We start from the raw sequence: 24130 nt of genomic DNA on the forward strand, positions 1-24130 counted from the left end.
TTCCAAACAGCAAGGACGGTCCAGGCCTCCTCGCAGTAACACCAGCCAGGGTTGCTCTGACATAGCCAGCGTTTCACTCAGCCCCGGATGAAATCCAAGGTTAAACCTTTGATGTTATTATTTGTTATGTCCGTGGATTCAAGATTTCAGCTGCTTTAAAAGGTCTTTGGAGCTCTCATAATACAGGGTGTAGAACTGATCCAGATCAGCCAGCTTGGCAAGCGTTTGTTCATTGGTAATGGTTGCCTTGGCTTCGGCGATCACCTCCTTTCTGGCCTCGAGCCGTTTCATCTGCCCTTCCACCAAGGCAGCGTAAGGATGGGGACGAATTGCGAAAAAATCCTCGCGCTCACCCGGCATTGTTCGACGTTCAACAATGCCGAGTCTTTCAAGAAAGCACGTATTCGTACTGACGCTCGCCTTACTGACACGCAACGTATCCACAAGCTGCGACGAGCTGACCGGACCATCCGACACGATCAGTGTCGCCCAAAGTTGCCCGGCGATGCGGGAAAAGCCTTCAGATTGAGCCTGAAGACCGAGGCGCTCAATAAAACGCCTGTCTGATTCAGTCAGTGTTTTCATAATCAGAAGATTGCAATGAATTCTGCCAACCCCCGCCCAGCGCGCGATACAAATTAACCGTCGACTGCAAGTGATCGCGCCGCGTTTCCACGAGATCAAGTTCGGTTGTAAACAGGCTTCGTTCAGCGTCCAGCACCTCCAGGTAACTGGACGCGCCACCCTCAAAGCGCAATCGCGCAAGTTTAGCCGTGCTTCGCAGTGCTGCTACCTGCCGGGCCTGCGCTTCCAGGCGATCTTCGGTACCACGCACCCCGGCCATCGCGTCGAGCACCTCCCGAAACGCCACCTGAATGGCCTGACGATACGCAATCAGGGCCTGGCGTTGACGCGCCTCCGCCTGATTGACTAGTGCCTCGGAACGCCCGAAGTCCAGCAACGGGCCGACTAACGAGCCGCCCAACTGCCACGTGGATGCCGAACCCTGGAACAAGTCGCCACCGGACGCACTTCGCAGGCCCAGCAGCCCCTCGAATGAAATCCTGGGCAGAAACGCCGCCCGGGCAACACCGATTTCGGCGTTGGCCGCGATCAATTCCTGTTCGGCTGCGGCAATGTCGGGTCGCCGAACCATCAGATCTGCTGGTCGGCCTGCAGGGATACTGGCCGGAACATCCATCTCACCAATGGTATTCGCTACGGAAATATCACTACGTACAATCCGTTGTGGATCTCGCCCCAGAAGCACTGCCAAGGCGTTTCGCTGAAGGGAGCGCTGTTGGCGAAGCCTCGGAAGTTCGGATTCAGCGGCCGCAAGCTCGGATTCTGCCTGCCGCAGGGCCAATTCATTAATCTCGCCTCCTTCAAACCGGGCCCGTTGCAGGGCGACCGATTCGCGGCGGGACGACACGGTGCGTTCCGCGATGTCGATCTGACGATCAAGCGCACGCAAATTGAAGTAACCATTGGCCACCTCACCAATCACGGCCAGTCGCACGGCCTCGCGATTCGCTGCACTGGCCAGAAGCCGTGCCCGGGCTGCTTCGCTGGCATTGGCAAGCCGCCCCCAGAGATCCAGCTCGTACGATAGAACACCGCCAACCTGGATATCATTGAAGGGTTGACCACCAGTACTGTTGACGGACTCCTCACTCGGGCCCTGGCGCACCGCGGAGCCCTCCACCTCCAGAAGTGGGTATCGTTCTGCCTGCTGTCCGGTAAGGAGCGCCCTTGCTTCGGCAACCCGGGCAGCGGCGAGCTGCAGATCGTTGTTGGCATCAAGTGCCTCCTCAACAAGCGTGACAAGTGCCGGATCGCCATAGCCACGCCACCAGTCCAGAGGGAGTTTCTCGTCCGCCGAAAGTCGTGCGGACGTCCAGTTTTCCGGCATCGACGGCTCGGGCTTCTTAACAGTCGGCGCGAGTGAGCAGCCACCAAGTGACAACACCATCAAAGTGGTCAGCAATACCTTAACGGTCATCAGCCACACCTCCATTTGCCCGTCCGGGAGCGGCCGCAGCCGAGTCATCCTGGTCTCTGGAGCCACTCAGAAAATCCGTGATACGGCGGACGACCACATAGAACAGTGGAATAAAGAACGTCGCCAGTATCGTTGCCGAAATCATGCCGCCAAGAACCGCCGTTCCTATCGCAATACGGGTGGTTGCACCGGCACCACTGGCGAAAGCAAGCGGCAACACACCCATGCCGAAAGCAACCGATGTCATCAGAATCGGCCTCAAGCGCACTCGCGCCGCTTCCTTGGTTGCCTCGATCAATTTCATTCCCTGATCCTCTAACGAGCGGGCGAACTCCACCAGAAGTATAGCGTTGCGCGCAGTCACACCAACGGTGGTCAGAATGCCAACCTGGAAGAAGACGTCGTTAGGAAGCCCGCGAACCATCGCTGCAAGTACCGCCCCGAGTACGCCCAAGGGCACCGCCAGCATCACGGAAATGGGTATGGTCCAACTTTCGTAGAGCGCGGCGAGCGCCAGAAACACCACCAGTGCCGACAGCGCGTAAAGCAGGGATGCCTGGGCACCGGCCTGGCGCTCCTGATAGGACAGGCCGCTCCAGGCGCCGGCCACACCGTCCGGGAGTTGAGCGATCAAACGTTCGACCTCCGCCATGGCCTCACCGGTACTGTAGCCCGGTGCCGGCTCACCCTGAATCTGACGGGACGGAACACCGTTGAAACGCTCAAGGCGCGGTGAGCCATACTCCCAGCGTCCGTTCGTCACTTCGCTCAACGGGGTCATCTCTCCGTTAGCGGCTCGCAGATACCACGCCTCAAAATCCTCAGGCAGCATCCGGAAAGGGGCATCACCCTGAACATAGACTCGCTTGACCCGCCCCTCATGGAGAAAATCGTTAACGTATTGCGAGCCCCAGGTCACCGACAGAAGTCGACTGATCTCGGACGGCTCTATGCCAAGGGCCTGCGCCTTTTCGTAATCAATGTCCACTTTGTAGCGGGGATTGTCCGCCAAACCGTTGGGGCGCACACTCGTCAGCACGGGGCTTTCGGCCGCCAACTGCAGCAATTGACCTTGCGCTGCCATGAGCGCTTCATGCCCGATGGCACCCCGATCCTGTAAACGCAATTCAAAGCCCAGGGCCTGCCCCAATTCCGGTATCGGTGGCAAATTGAAAGCAAAAGCCCGCCCATCACGCACCAGCCCGGCAAGCGCCCGGTTCGCCCGCTGAATGATCGCGTCGGCGCTTTGCGTCTCGGGATCGCGCTCACTCCATGGCTTGAGATTGACGAACGCCAGTCCCGCGTTCTGCGCCCGGCCAGCGAAACTGAAACCAGCGATTGTGAAGAGGCCCTGTACCTCATCCTGCTCCATAAAGTAATCTTCGATAACCTCAATGGTATCGATTGTGCGCTGCTGCGTTGCACCGGGAGGCAGCTGGTACTGAACCACAACAAAGCCCTGGTCCTCCGCCGGCAGGAACCCTCCGGGCAACCGCAAAAAGAGAACCGCGACCAGTCCGACGATCCCGAAGAACGCAAAGGTGTAAATCCATGCGTGGCGCGCCGTATGGTCAACCAGCCGGACATACCCCCGGGTTATTCGCGCCAGGCCGGCTTCAAACCAGCCGAACAGTTTTTGCAACAGGGTTCTTTCATGTGTGGGCTTGAGTATCCGACCGCACAGCATGGGGCTGAGAATCAGAGCCACCAGCACCGAAAGGACCATGGCACCAGCAATACTCAGGGAAAATTGCCGATAGATTGCCCCTGTGGAGCCTGGGAAGAACGCCATCGGGATAAACACAGCAGACAGCACCACACCGATACCAATCAGAGCGCTGGCTATCTGCCCCATGGACTTGCGCGTCGCCTCCATCGGGCTCAGGCCGTCCTCATGCATCACACGCTCGACGTTTTCAACCACCACGATGGCGTCATCCACCAGAAGGCCGATCGCCAATACGAGACCGAAGAGAGTGAGCATGTTGATGGAAAAACCGAAAGCCGCCATGATCGCAAAGGTGCCCAGCAGCACCACCGGGATTGCGATCGCCGGCACCAGGGTGGCTCGCCAGCTCTGCAGAAACAGCAGCATTACCAGCACCACCAGCGCGATTGCCTCGATGATGGTCTGCACCACTGCGTCAATGGAGGCCTCCACGAAGGGCGCCGTCTGGTAGGGGTACCGAATCTCCACCCCTTCGGGAAAATATGGCTCGAGCTCCTGGAGCCGCGCTTTAACAGCCTCTGTGACCGCAAGCGAGTTGGCACCCGGCGCCAGATTGATGCCAAGGCCGGCTGCCGGCTCGCCATCGTAGAAAGTGTCAATCTGGACTGCACCGCCGCCCAGCTCAACGCGGGCAACATCCCCCAGGCGCACCCGGGACCCGTCGGGCATACTCTTGAGCAGGATGTTGCGGAACTCTTCGGTTGAGGTGAGCAAGGTCTGGGCGGTGACCGTGGCATTGAGCTGCTGGCCCTCGACCGCGGGCAGCCCGCCGAGCTGGCCGGCGGTGACCTGGGCGTTTTGCGCCTCGATGGCGGCGCTCACGTCGGCGACGGTCAGGCCGTAATTGGTCAACGCCGAAGGGTCCAGCCAAATCCGCATCGCATATTCAGAGCCGAAAACCTGCACGCTGCCGACGCCGGTTATCCGTCCGATGGGTTCCGCTAACTCGGAGCTGATGAAGTCAGCGAGATCCAGTTTGCTGAGGCGACCGTCGGTAGAGACGAATGCCATTACCATCAGAAAGCTGGTACTGGATTTCTCGACACTGATCCCCTGCTGGCGCACCACTTCCGGGAGCCGCGGTTCCGCCAGTTTGAGCTTGTTCTGCACCTGGACCTGGGCAATGTCCGGATCGGTGCCCGCCGCAAAGGTGAGAGTAACCGTAGCCTGGCCTGAGGAATCTGCTGTCGACCCCATATAGAGCAGATTGTCGAGGCCGGTCATCTCTTGTTCAATGACCTGAACCACCGTATTGGACACGGTGTCCGCCGAGGCACCAGGATAATCGGCCTGAATTTCCACCGCCGGCGGCGCCACCGACGGATACCTCTGAACCGGCAAAACGAAGATCGCCATGATGCCTGCCAGCATGGCGACAATGGCCAGAACCCAGGAAAAAACGGGCCTGGAAATAAAGAAATTAATCATTGCGCGGGGCCCTCCTCTTTGGAGGCGTTCTTCTTCGGATTATTCGTGCCACTGGCTTGCTGGTTTTGGGTGGGATGTAATGGAATATCTGCGGCAACCGGCTTCACCTTGGCTCCTGGCCGAACCTTCTGCAGACCGGAGACGATGAGACGATCCCCCGGTTCCAACCCCTTCTCCACCAGCCAGAATGCGCCAATGGCCCGCTCTGCCTCTAACTGGCGGGCGACAACTTCACCCTCCGGGTTGACCAGCAACGCGGTGGCCTCTCCTTGCGGGTTACGGCTCACGCCCTGCTGCGGCGCCAGAATGACGTTCTCCCGAACTCCCTCACTCAGACGAACGCGCACGTACATTCCAGGCAGAAGGTCTTCGTCCGGATTGGGGAAAACGGCTCTCACCGTGACAGAACTGGTGCTTTGGTTGACGGTTACATCCGTAACGTCAACGCGTCCCTTATGCGGATAGGGGGTACCGTCTTCGCGCAACAAAACAGTCTCGGCTTCATTTGGGCCGGCCTTAGAAGCCGCGCCCTCCTTCAGAGACGACCGAATTCGAGCCAGTTTTTCGACCGGTAGCTGAATATCGACATACATGGGATCAAGCTGAACCACGCGCGCCAGGACCTGGGGCTGATTGGCGGTTACCAGCGCACCCTCCGTGTACAGTGTCGGGCCAATGCGCCCGGCGATGGGAGCCTTGACCTCGGTATACGCCAGATCGATACCCGCCGTTTCGACCATCGCCTGGGATCGGGAGACATCCGCCCGGGCTGCCTCCAAGGCCGATAGCGCTTCATCACGTTGACGCTTGCTGACCGCGTTCTTCTCAAACAAGTCTGACGTACGTGCCCACTCCCGCTGCGCCTGTCGCAATTCGGCCTGTGCGCGCTCCAGTTCTGCCTGGGCCCGCTGATGGGCAGCACGGTACCGCTTGGGATCAATCTGGTAGAGAACCTCACCTGCTTCGACCTGGGCGCCTTGTTCAAACAAGCGCTCCTGCAAAATGCCCGTGACTTGCGGCCTCACTTCCGAGATACGGTAAGCGGCGGTCCTGCCCGGCAGTTCCATTGAAAGGTTCACACGCTGAGGCTGCATTTCAACAACCCCGACTTCCGGAGGCGGCGGCGCTGACCGTTCAGCCTTTGCCTGACCGGAGGAATTGTCACAACCAGCCAGCAAAAGAACCGCCAACCACATTGGCAGCATGCGGGCACCAAGGAGACGCGCCATCAAACTCTTCTCTGTCTGCATATCACTAACCTCTGAATGGGCCAAAGACTCAAAAACCGTTCGATCCATGCCTTCATTTATAACCAGGTAGACAGAACGATCGATCCAAACTGATCGACACCGTCCTTTTCCTCGAATTCTTCGCTGCGCCACAGGTAGGTGTAAGCGATCTGCCAGCGATCCCAGGTCAATGCCGCACCCACCTGGGCATCGCCAACCCACTCGCGACTATCAACGGAGTGGCTGTCCTCGAAACTGTTGCCGTCGAGCAGCAGGTTGTGTGCCACATAGCGCCCTTCAGCGGCAGCGAAGACGTACCAGCTAAAGCCCCGATCCCGCCGAAAAGAGGATTGCCCGCCTTGCGAGGGGGCGACTGACGGAATGCCGAAACTACGATCAAGCCCCTCCCCCAAACGAAACCCCAGGCCGCCGGAAGCGTAGGTATACAGGTTGCCGAGCGCGAACCCGGCAGACGGCCCATATTCAACAGTCAGCTCAGCGAGATCCTGTTGAACTAGCCAGGCACGTTCGTAACCAAAATTAATGACTGGCTCGTTGTCAAGCTGGTTGTCCCAGCCCCTCGGTTTGTCTGCCGCAATCAGTTCGTGGAAATTTCGTTGGACTACTTCAGCTCCGGAAGCCGGTCCTACGATGCCCACGTCGATATGCAGGCTGTCTGCCAAACGCAAACCACCGTGCTCCCTTTCGCTCAGTAGCGAAATCCCGCCAAACAAAAGGCCGGCATAGGGGCGGTCATCTTTAATAAGCGTTTCGACCTCTATATCTTCGGGCGTATAGATCTGTTGCCCGAGCCGGTACGTTACGCCCGCAAGAGTACTGCCAGACCAGCCCGGAATGACGTCCGCAAGACGGCGGGTCCAATGTCGATCCGGGGGCTCAAAGGCCCAGATCACCTCTACGCCGTTGGTGTATTGACCATCGCCACCGGCGGAAAAGGCATCGTTTTCCACTTTCAGGGACAGCAGGCCTTCAGCGGAAGCTGATGTCACAAGAGAACCCAGCAACAAACCTGAGCACCAATTCCGATAACGCTTTCTGCAACGTCGAGATTTCAATGAAGAGCCCTCTGCCAAGGCGGGTTGCTCAGGATGCAAAAAAACTTGCCCCAGGATGCTGACATACTTTCCGCTACGGCGACTTTTTGGTCGCCGGCCAGAAATGATGAGACGGTTGCCCGCACAATTTGTTCAATCTGTTCAGTATAAACTGAACGTAACACAATTACTGATTGACGGCTAGCCGTGATGGAATGGTTCTGCACCGGTGGAATGTGCGGAACGCTCCAACTCTAATCTTGTCGCTCGCGCTTGAAAAATGTCTCGGGTTCAGGAAATTTTGAGGTTGGCGGAATTTTCCATAACCCGTTCAAACACACGCAGAGCGACTTCCAGATCCTGGTCTTCAATGCCTTTCAGCATCTCCTCTCGCAAGAGATTCGCCCGCTCATTCAGTTCGCTCGAAAAGCGCTCACCGGTATTGGTAAGGTACAGCAACCTGACGCGCCGATCATGCTTACAGGGCCGTCGTTCAATCAGCCCCTGCTCTTCAAGGCTGTCAAGCAGACGGACCAATGTCGGATTCTCGATCGTCATCAAATGGGCTAACTCCCGCTGGGTCAATCCTTCACCACCACGCTGCAGGCAGACCATGGTGAACCAACGAGCTTGGGTAACCCCCAGGTCTTTCAGGCGCTCATCCAGTAACTTGCGCCAGCGCCTTGCCACTCGGGCATTGGCGAAGGGAAACTGATCTCGAGGGATTTGCGGGTCCATATCACTGTCCTGATATTGCTGACTCAGTAACAGTAAATCGTAAGCTAATCATTGAGGCAAGTCTGCGTTACGCACTAACCAGGTTTGCGCCAATTCGACCTGCAATTCAAGCAGGTTCTCAGGCCAGCTACTAAGGAACTTCTCCGAAGGGCTCCGTCAATAGCCCGCCAGCGCGTTCGTTTATAGTCAACGAGACACCAGCACAGGGATTGACGCTTGACAGAGTACAGTTCGAGTAGCGCTACCCAGCACCAGTCGGGTGAGCCGCGTATGGCCATAGGCGCCCATCACCAGCATGTCGGCATGGAACGCCCGCGCCTGCTCGAGTAGCACCGGGCCGACCTTACCACCGTCGACTTGTTCCAGTGTTACCTGTACGCCATAACGCGCGAGGTGGCGACACAGGTCCGCGCCGAAATCTTCTCTACACTCCAGCTCGCCATCCGGTTCATCGCAGACACAAACCACCTTCACTGCTTCTGCCTGGGCCAGGAAGGGTAACGCATCGCCGACAGCTCGTGTTGCCTCCCTGCTAGCGTTCCAGCCAACAACGATACGTCGTCCAATCCGTCCGGCCGGCCACTCGTCAGGAATGAGTATAGTCGGGCGTCCAGACCCGAAGATAACATGCTCGGCCATCCTGACCGTCATGGAAGGTTCAGGGGAGCTTTCGAAGGGAGGGACCAACGCCAGCCCTGCATAGCGCGCGTGTAGCATTAATTCCTCCGCCACCTCGCTCTCGGACAAGCGCCACTCTGCGCTAATACCTCTTGCGCGAGCCATTGCCTCAAACCGCTCCCTGACCTGAGTCTCTGCGTCCCGAACACGCACGCGATGCTGTTCGAGCAAGGCGCGCATGGCGGGGCCGGCCACAGCGTACGCATGAGGCATCGCTCTCAGTGGCGTTGCCACAAACACCGCTATCAGGCAGGCATCCCAGCACGCAGCGATGTCAGCGGCGATCGCCAGTCGCCGGTCATAGGGCCGAGCCTCTTCAAGAAAGACAACGATATCCTTAGGTAGCATGCTTCACCTCCTGGTCACGCGCTTTCCATAACCTACTCAAAAACACGCAGGCGGACCAATGTCGGATTCTCGATGACCATCAGGTGGGCTATCTCCCGCTATGTCAGCCCTCCACCATCACGCTGCAGGCAGACCATGGTGAACCAGCGAGCCTGGGTAGCCCCCAGGTCTTTCAGGCGCTCATCCAGCAACTTGCGCCAGCGCCTTGCTAACCGGACACTGGTGAAAGGAAACTGATCCCGAGGGATTTGCGGGTCCATGTCACTGTCCTGATACTTATTAAGCCCTCTCCCCAGTCTAGCGGTTGACCGCTAAGCTGGAAGGCGACCAAACACCACAAGGGAGAAGACTCAATAAACTTTATCGTAGCACCTACCATCATTATTGTGGAATCAATCTGCTGCATGCCTGTACGTCTGTATCATCAACCAGCAGGGGGAGGTGTTGCTACACAAGGAAATCAAAGGACGGCAACTTCCCGCTGGCCTACACCTATCCCAACGAGATGCGGGCCACCCGCGACCTACTGCGACGACGCTTCCGCATCGTCCAGCACGGGGCCATGCTCAAAACCCACGTGGTGAACACCACCAGCCAATACAATCCGCCACCCAATAAGGTAAACCTTAAGAATGTGGGAGTCCGGGAACAGGTTCAGGCGGCCTTTGCCGGACAGAATGTCCAGCACAACATCAATCTCGACCTGGCCATCATCGAGTGCTATCACCGTGAGCTGAGCAAGCTTGAAGAACACCTGGAGCGGCAAGCCAAACAACATAATCCCACTTCTCTGAGTGTGCTGAGGACCATTCCCGGTGTAGGGCGCATCCTAGCGCTGACCATTCTCTACGAAATCGGTGATATCCAGCGCTTTGAGTCAGTTCAGAAGTTCGCTTCCTATGCCAGACTCATCAACTGCAAAGCCGAGTCTGCCGGCAAGGTGGATCCTGGCCACCGCAAGCGACGGGGCCTCGGGCTGTTTGTTCTGTCGGTCAGGATGACACCACTTCGCCAGCATCGCCAGACAGCCGCCAGAACCAGCCGGATCTCATCTTGCCTTTTTGGGGGCCTGACCGGCCCTGGTGGCCGGCCTTGATGAGCGTTTCGTCGATGGCCAGTACCGGCTGCGCGGCACGTTGTCGGTCTGCGCATCCACAATGGGGCGCAGCAGGTCGATGGCTCGCTTGACCAGCTTGGTCAGGGTACTGCGGCTGATGGTGATGCCGGATTGCTGGATGCGCTGGTGCTGACGATACAACGGCAGGGGGACTGAAACTTGTCCACCAGCAGGCTGACATCGGCCAGGCTGTTGTGCAGCACGTTAAATAGAGCCGGTGTTGTCGCAGGCTTCTCGGTGCCCTTTGCGCCGGAACACCGGGCGTTCCACCTTCAGCACCACGTAACTGGAGGCCCGCTGGGCCAGCCGGTAGGAGGTTTTGGTGCCGAGGATGTCGTACTGGTCGGCGTCCGGCCCGATCTGCTCCGATGGCATGTGTTCAATGACTTCCACCGGCACATCGGCACTAAAGCGCAGACCAGTATCGTTCAGGCAGTCGTCATCCCGCTGTTTCTTGCATGAATAGAAACTTTTTCTCTATTGGCCCGGTCGGTTACTACCCATGCTTATAAACTGGGATAAGTGGGAAACTGGGAATTTCTGATCCTTTTCCGATTTACCAACACCTCGCCTCAACCGAAAAAAACCTACTGGCAAGTCTAGCAAGAGCGGCACTCCCGATGCACCACTGCGGATACACCGAAGTTTGTACTGACAGCGCAACACATTGATTTTATTAAATATTATTTTGATTTTCCTCTTGCATATTTGAAACTTCGTGCGAATATTTTAGAAAACGCAGGAGTTCAAAATGACCAAGTTGAAGACCATTTGTTTTGCTGTAACTACAGCCGCGCTCGCGGGTTGCGCTGTCATGCCTCGACACTATGACGACGAATCATCCCGCGCACTGAATCTGGCCCGTGCCGGCGGCGTCTACGATCAGGACCTGCGGGATTCACCAGACGGGACGCGCTCGCATCGAAAGGGTTTGCTGGTAAGCGCCCTCGACCTGGCCAGATTGGCCACCTCATTAGATGCGCCGCTTCGTCATCTTACCGGCACCCAGACGCTGTTCTTCAACGCCACTGACATCATGATGACGCCGGACAACCCTTCGGCGCGACCCAGCCTGATGGGCTGGATGCCGGAATCACTGGCGGCGAACGAGGATGACGCCTATGACCACTATGTTGCCGTTGTAGATGAGGCCATCACCCAGGCCGCCGAGTCGATGGCGATAAATGTAACGAAGCTCACAGACGTGAAGACGCCGGAGATTGATGGGAACCCGCTCATGCTGTGGTCGGTAACAGTCGAGCGATATGGCTGTGCCGATAGCAACTGCATCATCGCCTATAACATCCAACAACCGAATCACTGGAAGACACCAAGCTATGTCATCGGCCGTGAAGCAGCCAGTTACAACATCGCTGCCAACCATCCCGAGAAATATTCCCGACTGGTATTTCGGCAGTCCGGCCATGAACGTACCTTTCCTGTAGATGAATTCTATGGCGCTGTCAGCGCCGGCATGCCTCCCTGGATAGTGATGTACTTTCCACCGAACACCGTGATCCAGGACGGCGAGCCGCTCCCCTATCCGGTGTTGTATGAACAGGGCCAACAGCTGATGTTCAGGGAGCCCGACCATGAGTGACTGGCACGATGAACTTGAGTTGGCACTGCTGCCGCTGGAGGACCTGAGAGTCGATAGCGTCTACATGACTTTTGTGATCAGCAATGCCCTGAGCGAGCGAGGCATTTTCCATCAATGCCGGATCGGATACGCGGAGGACCGACTGAGCCGAATGACCACCGCTCCCCATTGCTGGGTCGAGCTCGAGCAGGACTTGAGGGCGATGACGAACGATGCCTACAGCAAGGTGAAACCGCCGTGGCTGGCCGGGCAAGCCGCAGCGGCCTGACGCCGGGAAAAACTTGCATTTTCTCAGGTTCTGGTAGCTTCGAAGTAAAGCACTATCGGGGACTGAGGCCATGGTAAGAGTGGCAAAAATCGTAACAGTGGGGCTCGCCGGGATCGGCGTTGTGGAGCTCGCCTTTAGGGGTACCGATGCAGCGCTTTACGCATGGTATTTATTGTTCGTGCTCTGGGTGGTCGCACTGTTCATTCGCTTCGCACTGGCCGTAGTCGATGCCTACAAGACGGTTTTCGCCAAGGGACCCGATGGGGAAATGACGTTTCCTGAATTCGAACAAAAGATGGCGTCGTTCAGTCGAGGCAGTGATGAGGAGGCAACCGGCGCGGGCAACAAGGCAACTTCCGGCAATGGGAGCAATGGCGGTACAGAGGGTTTCTTCGATGACGACAGAATCAACCAGATTTATCGAGCGGACGATCCGTTCGGGGAGTTTCTCGACTCTTGAGGTGGTTCCTTATGGGTACAGATCAGGAGAACCAGAGGTTCGAACCCGGTAACGGCCACCAGAACCACCTAAACCAGACCGGCCAGAGAGAACCACTTATAACAGACTGAGGAACCGACGATGTTTATTCGAGCCTACCTTCGGGCATCCACGCAGGAACAGAATGCGGAGCGAGCCCGGGAGTCACTGGTACAGTTCGCAGCCAACCACGGTCAGCGTATTGCCGCTTTCTACGTGGAGAACGTGTCCGGCGCTACTTTGCACCGACCCGAGCTGATGAAGCTGATCACAGATTCCGGTGAGGGTGACATTGTGCTGGTCGAACAGATCGACCGGCTAGCCCGCCTCAAACAGAGTGACTGGGACTCTCTCAAGCAAAAGCTGGCCGCCAAACGACTGGCCATTGTTTCCCCGGAATTGCCGACCAGTTGGCTCGCCCTGGAGAAGAAAGACAACACCGGCTTCACGGACTCTATTCTTCAGGCAGTCAACGCCATGATGCTCGACATGCTGGCTGCGGTGGCCCGAAAAGACTACGAAGATCGCCGGCGCCGCCAGTTCCAAGGCATCAACAAAGCCAAAACGGAGGGTAAGTATCAAGGGCGGCAGCGAGACCTGAAGCGCAGGCAACACATCGCCAGCCTTCTCAAGAGCGGCCACAGCTACAGCGAAATCCAGGAGATTCTGAGCTGCTCCCGGCACTTGATTGCGTCTGTCGCCAAAGAACAAAGACAGGCCGATGCTGCGGCCTGAAACCAACAAAGTGACCTCAAAGGGCCATCAACCATTGGAGACCTGAATATGCTGAACCTATCTGCCACATTGATTGCATTCCTGAGCTTTGTCGCGGTTGTGCTTTTTATCTGCGTTATCGCCTACCGCAACGCCGAGCGACTGGAAGCGTTTGTGGAGCGAAAGTTTCCAAAAAGCGCTTCCCGACCTAACCGTAGCCACGAATAAATATTGGGCAAACTGTTGTTCGCTGCCGTTTCCATTATCCGCAGTCTTCGCGCTTTGACTCAACCGGACAGGTTCATTCCGGCTGCCAGGAGCAATCTACCCAGTGCTCTTTATAGCGTTTCACAAAGTTTTTCATCTCGCGAATGTTAGCGGCAGGTTCTCGGCAGGCACGGGCACAGGTAGAAACGACATCCTGGTAGAACTTCGGAGCGACAGCCCTAACTCCGTCATAATTCATAAGCAACTCCGGAAGGCGCTCCGTGATTTTGGCTCCACGGGGCGCCATCACGAGGCTTGGGGGCTCTCCATAGGTGTTGATCAACACGTATCGCCAGCTGGGGTCTGCGGCACCTTGGCGTGGGACTATCTCACAGGGGCGTGCATCTCCGCCGCCGGATATGCCTTCATAGACTTCCTTAAGGGCCAGTGGTTTGTGGGCTATCAGGACATAAGGCCCAGCCTCTACATATCTGCCCATTCGTTCGTCGTACTCGATGCCGAGCAATGCTTCCAGGTCAAAACGCGCATGCGGGTCAAGGGACGACTTTCCCGAGGTGAACCATTGAAGTTCCCGCAGGGTGATCCCGGCACGCCTGGCAATCTCTGCAGGTGGATTGGGCCAGCACGCCACGAGGTTCTTGGCAATCTCGGCCGCGTTGTCATAGTCACTGTCGGCCCAGAAATCATCATCCTCGACGATATCCTCCGGTGCCGCCTCACCTGAAAGCAGCCAGGTACTGCCATCAAACCCATCCAGAGCCAAATATCGGGGCTTACAGGGCGGTAGCGAGGTCTCCCAGGATGACAGCCATGGACCGGGTTTCCAGTCGAGCCCACCGGTCGCTGTAGGCACCGGCAATTGCACCGGTAACGCCAGCCACTGCTGGATTCTGTCTTCAACCTCACGGTTATTCACACCTCTGTGACCACCCCTGACACGAAAGTCGTGCTCATCCTGAGCGTACCGGCAAAGAGCCTGGATGGATCCGGCAGGAGACCGGTCTTTTCCGTTGTGCTTCCTCAGCAGCCACCGGCTGGAGTCCTGGGCTGAACGCAGAGACGCTGGGAGGGATTTCTCCTTGGCGTCGGCGACCTCAACCTGGACTCCGATTTTTGCCATGTCCTCTACCAGCCTATGGCTGGCCGTCGCGATGTGGCGGTTGACCCGAAGGGTGTCGGGGCAACCACGCAAGCCTTCCGCGTTACGCCATGCATCCAGGAGAACATCCTGGAAAGCTCTGGGTTGATCGACTGGAGTGAACGTCATCCAGCGAATGGGCAACCCGCTAACAGTAATGCCATAGAGTATGAGGGGGCTGAGCCCGTACCGATTCGCGTCCTTGATCTTGATCGGGTCCCGCACTGACACAATGCCATGCTCCGGATGGTGGAAAAGGAACTTGGCAATCGCTACGTAGAAATGATGTTCTCGTGGTGAAAGCATCGCCTGTCGATTCATTTTCAAGTTAACCTGCCTCTACGGCCCGCTCTGTAGCGCTCAACCCGCCGCATCCCGGCCCCGATATCTGGCTTCTCCCGCCAGTTTGAGGTGTAACCTGGATCTGCGTGCTGATACGCTCCTTCAAGGCAGGCACGTGTGAAATAACGCCGATCAGCTTGCCGTCCTGCTGCAGACCCGAGAGAGTTTCCAAGGCAGTATCAAGGGCTTCATCGTCCAGCGTGCCAAAGCCTTCATCCAGGAACAGCGAGTCCACACGGACATTCTTGCTGGCCATATGGGACAGACCCAGAGCCAGGGAGAGACTGACGATAAAGCTTTCACCACCGGAAAGATTCTTCGTGGGCCGAATCTCCCCAGCCTGGTAGTTGTCAACCACGTTGAGCTCCAGGGGCTGAGCATCATGACGGACCAGCAAGTAGCGGTCGGTCATTTTTTGCAGTTGTCTGTTGGCGTGGCCAATCATCATTTCGAAGGTCAACCCCTGGGCAAAGTTTCTATACTTTTTACCGTCTGCGGATCCGATCAATTCGTGCAGGTTTTCCCACCTGCGACACTCTTTGCCCTGGGCCTCAATAGCCGCTTGTTTCTCTTTTATCCTCTCTTTGGCGGCCGTATTTTCGCTCAGCTTGTGCTTAAGACCGGCAATGATGTCCCGCAACTCCCTCAGAGACTCCTCGTACTCCTTGAATTGGGGTTCGAGCTCTTCAAGAGATTTGTCGGTCACTTTTCGAGCCATCTCTGTGGCCAAGCGCGTCTCCCGATCCTTTTGCCTGGCTTTCAGATCTGTTTGACGCTCATCCAGTTCATTGGCCTTAACCGCCAGCTCACCTCTCCGCTCAGAGGTCAATCTGGCTCCCAGAAACTGTTCTTCATCTGAAAAACCAACTGGCGTAAGTGCTTCGGAGAAATCAGTTTCCATCCTTCCCAGTTCCGGCTCTCGCTGGTCGATCCGCTTTCTCAGGGATTCGACATGGGCCTTTGCGGTATGCCACCTTTGCTGTAGTTGATTATGCTGATCTCTGGCCTGCCTCTCGGCAACTTCGGCGTCAAATACCGCCTTATTCAAACCGCGCTCTTCTTCGTCGGGATTCCTGTCGTCGTAAAGTGCTTTGCGCTCATCATTTCCTGCGGCAAATTCCGTTTTCAGTGTTTCCAGGCGCTCCCGTTTTTCGGCAAGGGAAGTGCTTTGGGTTTCGATAACCGCATCCAGTCTCTTGATCTCACTGTCGAGGTCGGCAACCTGTTTCTCGATGTCTGCCTTCTTCTTGACTTGGGCCTGCCATTCCTTCAGCCGTGCTTTGAGGGTCTCGAGCAGCGATGAAATGTCCGTTTCAGGGATGTTCTCAATACCAAGCGGCAGGAGCCTGGAGGAAACGGCGTGCCTGCGTTCGGCAAAGTCTGCACGGAGCTTTTCCAAGCTGCCCTTTACCTCGGCAAGTGTTCTTTCGGCTGCCTTTTTGTCATTAGCCGCCGCTGACTCCAGCTTTTCAGCCTCCGTCAGGTTTTTACGGGCCAAGCTTTCAGCTACTTCGAGCTTCTTGATGGCGGCTTCCTGATCCTCGGCTTTGTTGATCAGTTTGGTCAGCGCTTCAATCTTCTGTTCGGTTTCATCAGAGGCAGGCACATTCCCTTCCGCGAAGGGATGCTCGGTGGCCCCACAAAGTGGGCAGGGCTTGCCGTCTTCCAGTTTCGCCCGGTGATCTTCAAGCTCCGCTATTTTCGTCAGGAAGGCCATTTCACGCAGCAGAGTTTCCTTCTCCGTGCGATATTCGCGCAGCAAGCGGCCCCCCAGTAGCTGGCTCAAAACATCTTTGCCTTGCTGAAGCTGCTTTGATGCGTCCTCCAGCTCCTGCTTCCGAATGCCGGATTGCTTCTGACAGTCGTCGAGTGACGTTGTCGCCTGTTTCAAAGCGTTCTCGGCCGTTTCTTGATCGCTCTCTTTTTGAAGGGCTTCGCTTTGCCTAAAGAGCAGGCCTCTCAACTGCTCTTCAACACCAGCCAGGCCGCCGATCAGCCATTCATCCCGGGCATGCTCCTTGAGATACCCTTCAACAAGCTCCAATGCCTGTTGGGCCTTAATACGCTTCTCCTGTTCCTTGAGCCGGGTTTGTGTATCTGCGTCAATCTTTGCCGAATCCTTCTTGCAGGCCTCATCACCCGCCGTAACTGCCTTTTCCTGATCGGCAAGCTTCTGATCGAGGGAGCGAACCTTTTGCAATATCGGTGCGGCCGCTTTCAGCTCTTCTTTGGCCCGAGCGGTTTGTTGCTCAGCCGCGCTCATCGTCTCGGCTTGCTCCTTGGCGGAGGATTCCAATCCAGGGAGCGCCTCCTCCTCAGTTTTCAATGCCTCTCTGTCATCTGCCTGCTGTTTGCGGGTGGCCATAAGCGTTGCATATACGCCATCAAGCGAGGAGGCACTCAAAGCCCGGTTGAGCCTTTCACGATCGGGCTTGAACGCCCTAATATCAACATGCAGCTTGCTATCCTCATCGGCAAGATTGACGATTTCCTTCTTTAATCCATCGATGATGGAGAGCCAGGCAATGGCCTTTCCGGCCTCGGCGGACTTGGCGGCGAGGTCTGTTTCCTCCTTCTGCCTTGTCTCGAGTGTCTGCGCAATCTCTTGTTCCTGCTCCGGCTCGAGAATCGCGATGCCTGCTGTTTCAGCCTGCAGTAGGCTCAGCTTTTCTCGCTCTTCTCGCTGTCGCTCATGGACGCGAACGGATATCTGGCTGTAGATCTCTGTGCCCGTGATCTGCTCCAGGATCGGAGCCCGATCATCCGGTGCCGCCTGAAGGAACGCGGCGAAGCCGCCCTGGGCAAGCAACATGGAACGGGTAAAACGATCAAAGTCCATACCGGTAGCCGACTCGATCTGGTCGGCTACACCTCTCATCTTGGATTCGAAGATCTCGCCGGAATCAGCATTGGCAATTTCATGTTTCGGAGCCTGGAGCTCGCCATCCGGCTTCTTGCGTGCCCGATGTTGGCTCCAATGACAGCGGTAACGCCCACTCTGGGTTTCGAAGGTCACCTCGGCAAAACATTCGCCGGTCTGCCGGGACATGATTTCGTTTCCGCTCTTGGTAACCTTGTTCAGGCGAGGCGTCCGCCCATAGAGGGCAAGACAGATAGCATCGAGGATCGTAGTCTTACCCGCGCCGGTCGGGCCGGTAATGGCGAAGATGCCGTCAGACGCGAAGGCTGGGTGCATCAGGTCGATTTCCCACTCGCCTACCAGGGAGTTCAGGTTTTTGAAGCGTACCTGCAGTATTCTCATCGACAGCCCCTCTATCCCGCTTTCACGTCGTCTTCATAGAGAGACGAAACAGTTTCCTGGTAGGCCCGTAGCAGTTCAGGCCGCTGGTCTTCAGGCACTTCATGAACGGCTAGGCAGCGCTCGAACACGTCGTTCACATCCAGGTCGTCGAGTGTCTCCTCTTCATGGATTTGTCCCAGCACGTGGTCGATGATGCGGTTGTTTTTGATCCGGAGGATCTCCACTCCAGTGCCAGAGACGGCGGTCTCCAGACGTTCGCGCAGGTCGCCAATGACCTCCTCACCTTCGTAGATGACTTCGACCCAGCCTTGAAAGTCTGTTGCCGACAGCTCGAGCATACGGCTTGAGATGCTCTCCCAGTCTCCCTTAACGCGCTCCAGCTTTTGAAACACTGGCACGTCGATCAGTTGCACGGATGGCGGCTTGCCCTGGCCCTCTTCATGATTAAAAACAACCAGGCAAACGCTCTTTTGCTGTTTTGCCTCCCCGAACCCCATGGGCAGAGGGGAGCCACTGTACCTGATGGTCTCTAGGCCATTCACCTTCTGAGGGACGTGGAGGTGTCCAAGCGCCAGATAGTCAAAGCTCGCTGGAAAAATCCCGGCCGTCACATGAGCCAGGGAGCCAACGTAGAGTTCGCGTACACCATCACCATCGATGGTTTGTCCGCCGGCAGTAAACAGGTGCCCCATGGCCACAATGGGAATATCCACTCCGAGTTCCTCACGTTTCTGCTCAGCGAAGGCGGCGACTTCGGCGTAATGAGACCGGATCCCCGCAAGTAGTTTCCGCTCCTTGTCCTCGACACTCTCACCCGCCTCCGCCACCCGGATATCCCTGTCCCGGAGGTAGGGCACGGCGCAAACAATCAGCTCCGGAGCGTTCAGCTCACTGCGGAGCACCAGCACTTCGTCTTCCAGGGACTCAGAGCTACTGCCGACCACGTGGACATTCAGCGCTTTGAGCAGCTCCCTGGGGGCATTGAGGAAGGAAGGCGAATCGTGGTTGCCCGCGATGACGACAACATGCCGGCAGGATGAGGCAGCCACCCGGCACAGGAACCGATAATAGAGCTCCTGGGCACGATTGCTCGGAGCGCTGGTGTCAAAGACATCACCTGCCACGAGCAGTGCATCGATTTCGTTTTTCTGAATCGACTCAGCCAGCCAGGTAAGAAAATTCTCGAACTCCTCATACCGCTTTCTGCCGTAAAGGGTGCGGCCGATGTGCCAGTCGGATGTGTGGAGGATTTTCATTGAGCCTCCACCGCTGTCTGTGGTTCCTCAATAGGCTCTTCAGTCACGCCGATACTTTGAAGTAACGCGGCATACTGATCAGGGTCCTTTTCCTTAATCTTCCGCAAGATGAAATTTGCTGTGGTCTTCATCTCAGGAACATCGATAGGTAAAACACTTCGTTCAAATACACCCGCCAAATGGGAAAACTCATTATTGATACGATCCGTAAGTGATGCGGCCAAGGCATCATCTCCAAAAAACCGCGTTAACTTGTCATCTTTCTCTACGGCATTTGGATATTTGTAGTACAAGAATGCCTCAAGAAACTTACGGGCATTGTTCCCAAAGTTGTAGTAGCAATCATGATTTTCATCACTCTCGATCTGTGCGTGGGCACATTTATAAATTTGATGAAACAAGAAATTGAACTCAGTAACATAGTCCTTAAGGTATCGAGGCATCAACGTGATGTTGCTGGTCTGATTCGTTCGCGTAATGATGAGAAATTGAGATTTATTTTTGTTCATCGCACCAGGAAGCCGCTTAAGATACTTCAGAAAATCCAGGTTGTGAGTCGATATAAATAACTGCTTAAAGCGGTCGCGTTCTTTTTCCTCCTCGCCATCTTCATATTTCTCCGGGGTTACAATCTCTGCATTAATAAGGCTGTAGACAAAAAATATATGGTTTGCATCAAGACTGGATATGGGATCATCAATCCAGATGATAGGCTGATTACCTTTAGTCTCGATATCATCAAGCTTTGCCATGAAGTAACAAAAAGCTATCAGGCTACATTCACCCTCACTTAGGTGGAATGCCTGCTTGCCGTTGCGTGTTACTTCAAACCGGTATCCCGATGAAGTATCTCCGGGATTTTCTTCAATGGCTCTGAGTGAAAGGGACTGGTGGCCGAAGAAGTTATTCAAATAGTCGTTAACCCGGTCAGCACCCTTGCTTTCATCTTTCAGTTGGGCCTTCAGTTCACTGATCTTTGCTCGTTTTGTATCAAGCTTTTCCTTTACAGAGTTCTTAGCTTCCTCCGCTTTTTCCATTGCCTTATTCAGCACGTCAATGGCTGTGCATTCTTCTTCATATTTTATGTCGTTAACGAATGTATGAACTTCATGAAGGCGGAGTGAAGCGCGCGCTTCCGATTGATCCTCGCTCAGCGAAGCAGTGAACTCATTTGATTTTTTCCTGAGCTGTTCAAATGAATCTCTAACCGAATTCAAAGAATCCTCAACGGACTCAGGTTCATCAAATGTTAGAGGAGTGAAGATTTCATTTTTCCGTTTTTCGGCCTGTTCTTTAATAGAATCCAAGCTTTCACAATAAGCAGCGGATTTAGCTGACAACTGTTCTGAAAGCGAATCCAAATCCATGGTGAAGTTAGAATAGAAATCCGAATTCTTGATTTTCAGTAGACTGGGAAGTCGTGACCTCTCACGTTCAATCGATCCAAGCAGGTTATCCAGCGCTTGCCGAAGCTCTTCAGACTCCTGATTGAAATGCTTGTCCAGTTTTTCCCATAAATCTTTCGGTAGGTCGCTACCACAAAATGCGCACTTGTCTCTTTTCCCTTGATGATGCTCGCGACCAGTCCTCACCCATGTCGCCAATGCAGCATCGTTTAGTAATTCCTGAATCGGGTCAGATGCCTGAATCTTTTTTTCAATTAAATCTTTAGCCTTTGATACTATCGCGGAATATTGAAGGTTAAAGGATGATGATTCTGGGATTTCCGGCTTGGGTTCTTCTCTGAGAAGGTCATGAAATTGGTCTACCTGTTCATCAGTAAGCGGGGAATAAGTATCTCTGGTAACAGTAGCGATATCTGCTTTAATTTTGGGAACATTGTAGTTGGCATCGCCAAACGATTTGTTGTGCTTAATTCCCGAGCCTGCCTTATTGGCTTTATCCCGTAACTTTGTCTCCAATTCTGTCGACTTATCGCCATGGGATTTTTTGGCTTTTTTGAACTCATCCTCAGCACCAAGGAGGTCACCAAGCAGACCTGATTTATCCTCTTCGCTTCCGAGTTCAGCTTCATGCTTTTCTATCTCTTCCTCAAGCTTGGCATTATCTTCTCCCAATATGGCGAACGAGTTTATGGCCTGCTCGTCATCAACGATGAAATGCAGATTATCTCTGACAAAATCTTCATTAAAAACCCGAACCACTTGGCCATGGCTATTCAATGAGTTTTGCGTGGCATTGGTGCCGCCATTGAAAGATAGCTGAAATTCAGGCGAGCTATATTTTTCGGAGACTGAACCGGTTTCGAGAGCCCTAAAAATCCGTGATAAAGTTGTTTTTCCGGAGTAGTTTCGGCCATATAAAATGTTGATCTTTCTAAATTCAGCAACATTATTGCCTTCATCCCTTACAGATGAAGCCCATCGAAAGTCCTGAAAGACCGCCATGTCTTTGATCGATTCTATTCTCTTTACCTCGCCGCTCATCTCGTCCCCCCTAATTTTTTTGTTCTTGCCTGATAAACGTCACCTCAAAGGCCTTGCTAGACCGAAACTGCTGCAACCGGTTGGCAAACGCGAAGGCTTCATTCATCTCGTAGTGCTGGAAGATGTCCAACCCCCGATCCAGCGATATCTTCCAGCCGTGGTCCGTAACGATATGACGGGCGTGAATGGTGCCGCTTTCGTCAAACGCCCAGGTGAAGTCGATGCCCACGGTGCGAGCGGATTCCTGGATTTTTTCAAAACTCTCGTCTTGCAGGTCACCCTTGAACTCGTCCCTGACGGTGACGAGGTGAACCTCCACTTCATCTTCTTCGGCCTTGTTCTTCACGATGGCTTCGAGAAACTCCATGAAATTGCGGATCTGGTAGAAAAGCCGGATGTAGGGGTCTGTGACGGTGATCTTGCTGGCTCCTTTCAGGTATGCGCCAAACAAGCCGTCGAATGAGATGCCCTTCTGATTTTCCTGGAAGGTCAGGTGCTTTTCTTCCAGTACTGGCTCGGGGGCATTCAGCTCTTCTGGCTCGACACCTTTAACGTCCGCTGTTGGCTCGGGTTCTACTCCCTCGTCATCAGGAGTCGAGACCGTCTGGTGGTAGTAGCCTGGGTACTCTTCCTCCTCAAGTGTCGTGACCAGTATTTCCTGGCCTTGTTGATCCTGATAGGAAAAGCGTACTTCGCCGTAAGTAGTATCAATCCGCTGTAACTGGTCCTTGACCCGCTTGCGCCCCTCGATGGCAAAACGCAGCACTTCTTCAACCTCATCCCTGGTTGCTCCGCCCTGGGGAAACAGGATCTTCATCAAGCCGGAAAAGGTCTTGTTGATACCGTCCCGGTCACGGGTCGAGATATCAGAAGAAAGGGTAAAGTGCTCCCGGTACTGATCGGAATAATCGTAGTTCCGCATCGAGCGCAGGATTTCTGCAAGGTAGTCCACCACGAAGCCATAGCCGTCGGAGAACATCTCGCCCCGGATGATATCGACCTCCCACCCGGGGATGTAGAAGTGGATTCGGTCCAGAAAGGCAGAATCGTAGAACTTGTCCGGCAGCTCATCGAACAGGTCCGAATGCTTCAGCATGTAAGGCACGGTATGCCGGGTGTTCCCCACGAATACCATGGACGCCTCGGCGCCCAGGGTTTCCACGCCACGGGAGAAGGACTTGTTGGCCATGTAGTTCTTCATGATGTCGACCAGGGCCTTGTCGACTCGCTTCTGTTTACCGGCGAATTCGTCAAAGGCCACGCAATCCCAGTAGCCCACCAGGCCGATTTTGCCGCTGGAGTTATTCACAAACAGCTTGGGTACGGTGACTTCACCACCGGAAACCAGGATCCCATGGGGCGAGAATTCGGAGTAAACGTGGGATTTACCCGTCCCCTTGGGGCCAAGTTCGATAAGGTTGTAGTTCCGCTCGCAGAACGGAATCAATCGGACCAGTTGCGTCAGCTTGCTGCGCCGTCCGAACATCTCCGGGTTAAAGCCGATACTCTGGATCAGCAGGTCAATCCACTCATCGGTGCTGAACTGCTGCCGCGCGGCAACGTAGGCGTCGTAGTCGAAGTGCGATAGCTGAATCGGCTTGAGGGTGGACAGAATCCAGGGGCTGACGTTCTGGTCTTCAGAAAATACGTATTCGATGTCCGCAATGCACCATACGCCGCTTACCAGCAGTTTGGGGTGGGCCTTGACGGTCCCAGAATCCACCAATACCTTCTTGATTCCCAGGTTGGAAAACTGCGCCTCGTAGGCATCCGTCTTCTCATTCAGGGCCACGCTGATCTTGTCGATCACCTTGTAGCGCCCCTTTTCCTTGATATTCGAGCGCACCAGACCGGCCTCGTTCCGGTGAACATAGTGCTTGGCCAGAATTTCCTTCACCGTTTCAATCCCGGTCTGAATCGTGGCCTCATCGCTGGTGGCGCAGTACTGGCCGAGCAGATACTCCAGCACGTATGAGGGGACGATGGCGTTGCCCTTGACCGTTTTCACCAGGTCTTTGCGCACCACCAACCCGGGGAAGTGTTCGTTGATCTTTTGGTCAAGCGTACTCATTG

The 24130-nt window shown here is 55.3% G+C and carries 19 protein-coding genes and 2 pseudogenes; 6 read left to right on the top strand and 15 right to left on the bottom strand.

Annotated features, from left to right (window positions below; translation table 11 throughout):
- Positions 1 to 138 precede the first annotated feature (138 nt).
- The 8 genes and pseudogenes from Q675_RS0119310 to Q675_RS32765 all read right to left on the bottom strand — a co-directional run.
- Complete coding sequence (locus tag Q675_RS0119310) at positions 139 to 585, bottom strand: GbsR/MarR family transcriptional regulator (protein ID WP_031211602.1); 447 nt, start codon at positions 583 to 585, stop codon at positions 139 to 141.
- Entirely contained in the window at positions 569 to 2002 is a 1434-nt protein-coding gene (locus Q675_RS32735) for an efflux transporter outer membrane subunit (RefSeq protein ID WP_011784127.1), read from the bottom strand. Before Q675_RS32735 ends, Q675_RS0119310 begins: the two co-directional genes overlap by 17 nt.
- Positions 1992 to 5159 (bottom strand): efflux RND transporter permease subunit, encoded by a 3168-nt coding sequence (locus Q675_RS32740; protein ID WP_023011706.1) that lies wholly within the window; start codon positions 5157 to 5159, stop codon positions 1992 to 1994. Before Q675_RS32740 ends, Q675_RS32735 begins: the two co-directional genes overlap by 11 nt.
- A complete protein-coding gene (locus tag Q675_RS32745; protein WP_227499586.1) occupies positions 5156 to 6388 on the bottom strand; it encodes an efflux RND transporter periplasmic adaptor subunit in 1233 nt (410 codons plus the stop codon). The genes Q675_RS32740 and Q675_RS32745 overlap by 4 nt, the downstream gene beginning before the upstream one ends.
- A 77-nt stretch (positions 6389 to 6465) precedes the next feature.
- Positions 6466 to 7464: a lipid A deacylase LpxR family protein gene (locus tag Q675_RS32750; protein WP_051995635.1), complete on the bottom strand. Its 999-nt coding sequence runs from the start codon at positions 7462 to 7464 to the stop codon at positions 6466 to 6468.
- Positions 7465 to 7734: 270 nt separating this feature from the next.
- Complete coding sequence (locus tag Q675_RS32755) at positions 7735 to 8181, bottom strand: MarR family transcriptional regulator (protein WP_023011709.1); 447 nt, start codon at positions 8179 to 8181, stop codon at positions 7735 to 7737.
- Positions 8182 to 8367: 186 nt separating this feature from the next.
- On the bottom strand, positions 8368 to 9207 hold the full coding sequence (locus tag Q675_RS32760) for a universal stress protein (RefSeq protein ID WP_011784122.1): 840 nt from the start codon (positions 9205 to 9207) through the stop codon (positions 8368 to 8370).
- Between the two features lie 101 nt (positions 9208 to 9308).
- Positions 9309 to 9467: pseudogene (locus tag Q675_RS32765) on the bottom strand (MarR family transcriptional regulator); the annotation flags it as partial.
- A 203-nt stretch (positions 9468 to 9670) separates the two neighbouring features.
- Here Q675_RS32765 and Q675_RS38330 point away from each other — a divergent pair.
- A pseudogene (locus tag Q675_RS38330) lies at positions 9671 to 10303 on the top strand (transposase); the annotation flags it as partial.
- Here Q675_RS38330 and Q675_RS38455 read toward each other — a convergent pair.
- Together Q675_RS38455 and Q675_RS38460 are read right to left on the bottom strand one after the other, a co-directional pair.
- Positions 10256 to 10465 (bottom strand): IS66 family transposase, encoded by a 210-nt coding sequence (locus tag Q675_RS38455; RefSeq protein WP_022988836.1) that lies wholly within the window; start codon positions 10463 to 10465, stop codon positions 10256 to 10258. The pseudogene Q675_RS38330 and the gene Q675_RS38455 sit on opposite strands and share 48 nt — an antisense overlap.
- A gap of 63 nt (positions 10466 to 10528) precedes the next feature.
- Positions 10529 to 10699 carry a hypothetical protein gene (locus Q675_RS38460; RefSeq protein WP_220150157.1) on the bottom strand — a complete coding sequence of 57 codons (171 nt, stop codon included), beginning with the start codon at positions 10697 to 10699 and terminating at the stop codon, positions 10529 to 10531.
- Positions 10700 to 11075: 376 nt separating this feature from the next.
- On the opposite strand from Q675_RS38460, the gene Q675_RS32775 reads away from it, so the two are divergent.
- From Q675_RS32775 to Q675_RS38335, 5 genes are all read left to right on the top strand, one after another.
- Positions 11076 to 11924 carry a hypothetical protein gene (locus Q675_RS32775; protein ID WP_011784118.1) on the top strand — a complete coding sequence of 283 codons (849 nt, stop codon included), beginning with the start codon at positions 11076 to 11078 and terminating at the stop codon, positions 11922 to 11924.
- Positions 11917 to 12192 (top strand): hypothetical protein, encoded by a 276-nt coding sequence (locus tag Q675_RS32780; RefSeq protein ID WP_011784117.1) that lies wholly within the window; start codon positions 11917 to 11919, stop codon positions 12190 to 12192. Before Q675_RS32775 ends, Q675_RS32780 begins: the two co-directional genes overlap by 8 nt.
- Positions 12193 to 12262: 70 nt before the next feature.
- Positions 12263 to 12652 (top strand): hypothetical protein, encoded by a 390-nt coding sequence (locus tag Q675_RS32785; RefSeq protein ID WP_011784116.1) that lies wholly within the window; start codon positions 12263 to 12265, stop codon positions 12650 to 12652.
- Between the two features lie 120 nt (positions 12653 to 12772).
- Positions 12773 to 13405, top strand: coding sequence for a recombinase family protein (locus Q675_RS32790; protein ID WP_023011710.1), 633 nt, complete (start codon positions 12773 to 12775; stop codon positions 13403 to 13405).
- 48 nt (positions 13406 to 13453) lie between these two features.
- Positions 13454 to 13612, top strand: a complete 159-nt coding sequence (locus Q675_RS38335; protein WP_200861845.1) for a hypothetical protein — start codon at positions 13454 to 13456, stop codon at positions 13610 to 13612.
- A 73-nt stretch (positions 13613 to 13685) separates the two neighbouring features.
- Here Q675_RS38335 and Q675_RS32795 read toward each other — a convergent pair whose 3' ends face one another.
- From Q675_RS32795 to brxL, 5 genes are read right to left on the bottom strand one after another with little or no spacing between them, the layout of a single operon-like run.
- Entirely contained in the window at positions 13686 to 15056 is a 1371-nt protein-coding gene (locus tag Q675_RS32795) for a hypothetical protein (RefSeq protein WP_227499588.1), read from the bottom strand.
- A gap of 22 nt (positions 15057 to 15078) precedes the next feature.
- On the bottom strand, positions 15079 to 18354 hold the full coding sequence (locus Q675_RS32800; protein ID WP_023008344.1) for an AAA family ATPase: 3276 nt from the start codon (positions 18352 to 18354) through the stop codon (positions 15079 to 15081).
- An 11-nt stretch (positions 18355 to 18365) separates the two neighbouring features.
- A complete protein-coding gene (locus Q675_RS32805; RefSeq protein ID WP_023008345.1) occupies positions 18366 to 19610 on the bottom strand; it encodes an exonuclease SbcCD subunit D C-terminal domain-containing protein in 1245 nt (414 codons plus the stop codon).
- Positions 19607 to 22057 carry an AAA family ATPase gene (locus tag Q675_RS32810; RefSeq protein WP_023008346.1) on the bottom strand — a complete coding sequence of 817 codons (2451 nt, stop codon included), beginning with the start codon at positions 22055 to 22057 and terminating at the stop codon, positions 19607 to 19609. The genes Q675_RS32805 and Q675_RS32810 overlap by 4 nt, the downstream gene beginning before the upstream one ends.
- A 10-nt stretch (positions 22058 to 22067) precedes the next feature.
- Positions 22068 to 24128 carry a BREX system Lon protease-like protein BrxL gene (gene brxL, locus Q675_RS32815; protein ID WP_023011711.1) on the bottom strand — a complete coding sequence of 687 codons (2061 nt, stop codon included), beginning with the start codon at positions 24126 to 24128 and terminating at the stop codon, positions 22068 to 22070.
- Positions 24129 to 24130: the final 2 nt, after the last annotated feature.

It is taken from the genome of Marinobacter sp. EN3 (genome assembly GCF_000475315.1).
GTDB classification, from domain to species: domain Bacteria; phylum Pseudomonadota; class Gammaproteobacteria; order Pseudomonadales; family Oleiphilaceae; genus Marinobacter; species Marinobacter nauticus.

Excerpts from the sequence above, each read along its gene's own strand:
- Q675_RS32785 (WP_011784116.1), top strand. The coding sequence starts at position 12,263 with ATGGTAAGAGTGGCAAAAATCGTAACAGTGGGGCTCGCCGGGATCGGC.
- Q675_RS32745 (WP_227499586.1), bottom strand. The coding sequence starts at position 6,388 with ATGGCGCGTCTCCTTGGTGCCCGCATGCTGCCAATGTGGTTGGCGGTT.
- Q675_RS32790 (WP_023011710.1), top strand. The coding sequence starts at position 12,773 with ATGTTTATTCGAGCCTACCTTCGGGCATCCACGCAGGAACAGAATGCG.
- brxL (WP_023011711.1), bottom strand. The coding sequence starts at position 24,128 with ATGAGTACGCTTGACCAAAAGATCAACGAACACTTCCCCGGGTTGGTG.
- Q675_RS38335 (WP_200861845.1), top strand. The coding sequence starts at position 13,454 with ATGCTGAACCTATCTGCCACATTGATTGCATTCCTGAGCTTTGTCGCG.
- Q675_RS32795 (WP_227499588.1), bottom strand. The coding sequence starts at position 15,056 with ATGCTTTCACCACGAGAACATCATTTCTACGTAGCGATTGCCAAGTTC.
- Q675_RS32805 (WP_023008345.1), bottom strand. The coding sequence starts at position 19,610 with ATGAAAATCCTCCACACATCCGACTGGCACATCGGCCGCACCCTTTAC.
- Q675_RS32810 (WP_023008346.1), bottom strand. The coding sequence starts at position 22,057 with ATGAGCGGCGAGGTAAAGAGAATAGAATCGATCAAAGACATGGCGGTC.
- Q675_RS32735 (WP_011784127.1), bottom strand. The coding sequence starts at position 2,002 with ATGACCGTTAAGGTATTGCTGACCACTTTGATGGTGTTGTCACTTGGT.
- Q675_RS38460 (WP_220150157.1), bottom strand. The coding sequence starts at position 10,699 with ATGCCATCGGAGCAGATCGGGCCGGACGCCGACCAGTACGACATCCTC.
- Q675_RS32760 (WP_011784122.1), bottom strand. The coding sequence starts at position 9,207 with ATGCTACCTAAGGATATCGTTGTCTTTCTTGAAGAGGCTCGGCCCTAT.
- Q675_RS32755 (WP_023011709.1), bottom strand. The coding sequence starts at position 8,181 with ATGGACCCGCAAATCCCTCGAGATCAGTTTCCCTTCGCCAATGCCCGA.
- Q675_RS32780 (WP_011784117.1), top strand. The coding sequence starts at position 11,917 with ATGAGTGACTGGCACGATGAACTTGAGTTGGCACTGCTGCCGCTGGAG.
- Q675_RS32740 (WP_023011706.1), bottom strand. The coding sequence starts at position 5,159 with ATGATTAATTTCTTTATTTCCAGGCCCGTTTTTTCCTGGGTTCTGGCC.
- Q675_RS0119310 (WP_031211602.1), bottom strand. The coding sequence starts at position 585 with ATGAAAACACTGACTGAATCAGACAGGCGTTTTATTGAGCGCCTCGGT.
- Q675_RS32775 (WP_011784118.1), top strand. The coding sequence starts at position 11,076 with ATGACCAAGTTGAAGACCATTTGTTTTGCTGTAACTACAGCCGCGCTC.
- Q675_RS32800 (WP_023008344.1), bottom strand. The coding sequence starts at position 18,354 with ATGAGAATACTGCAGGTACGCTTCAAAAACCTGAACTCCCTGGTAGGC.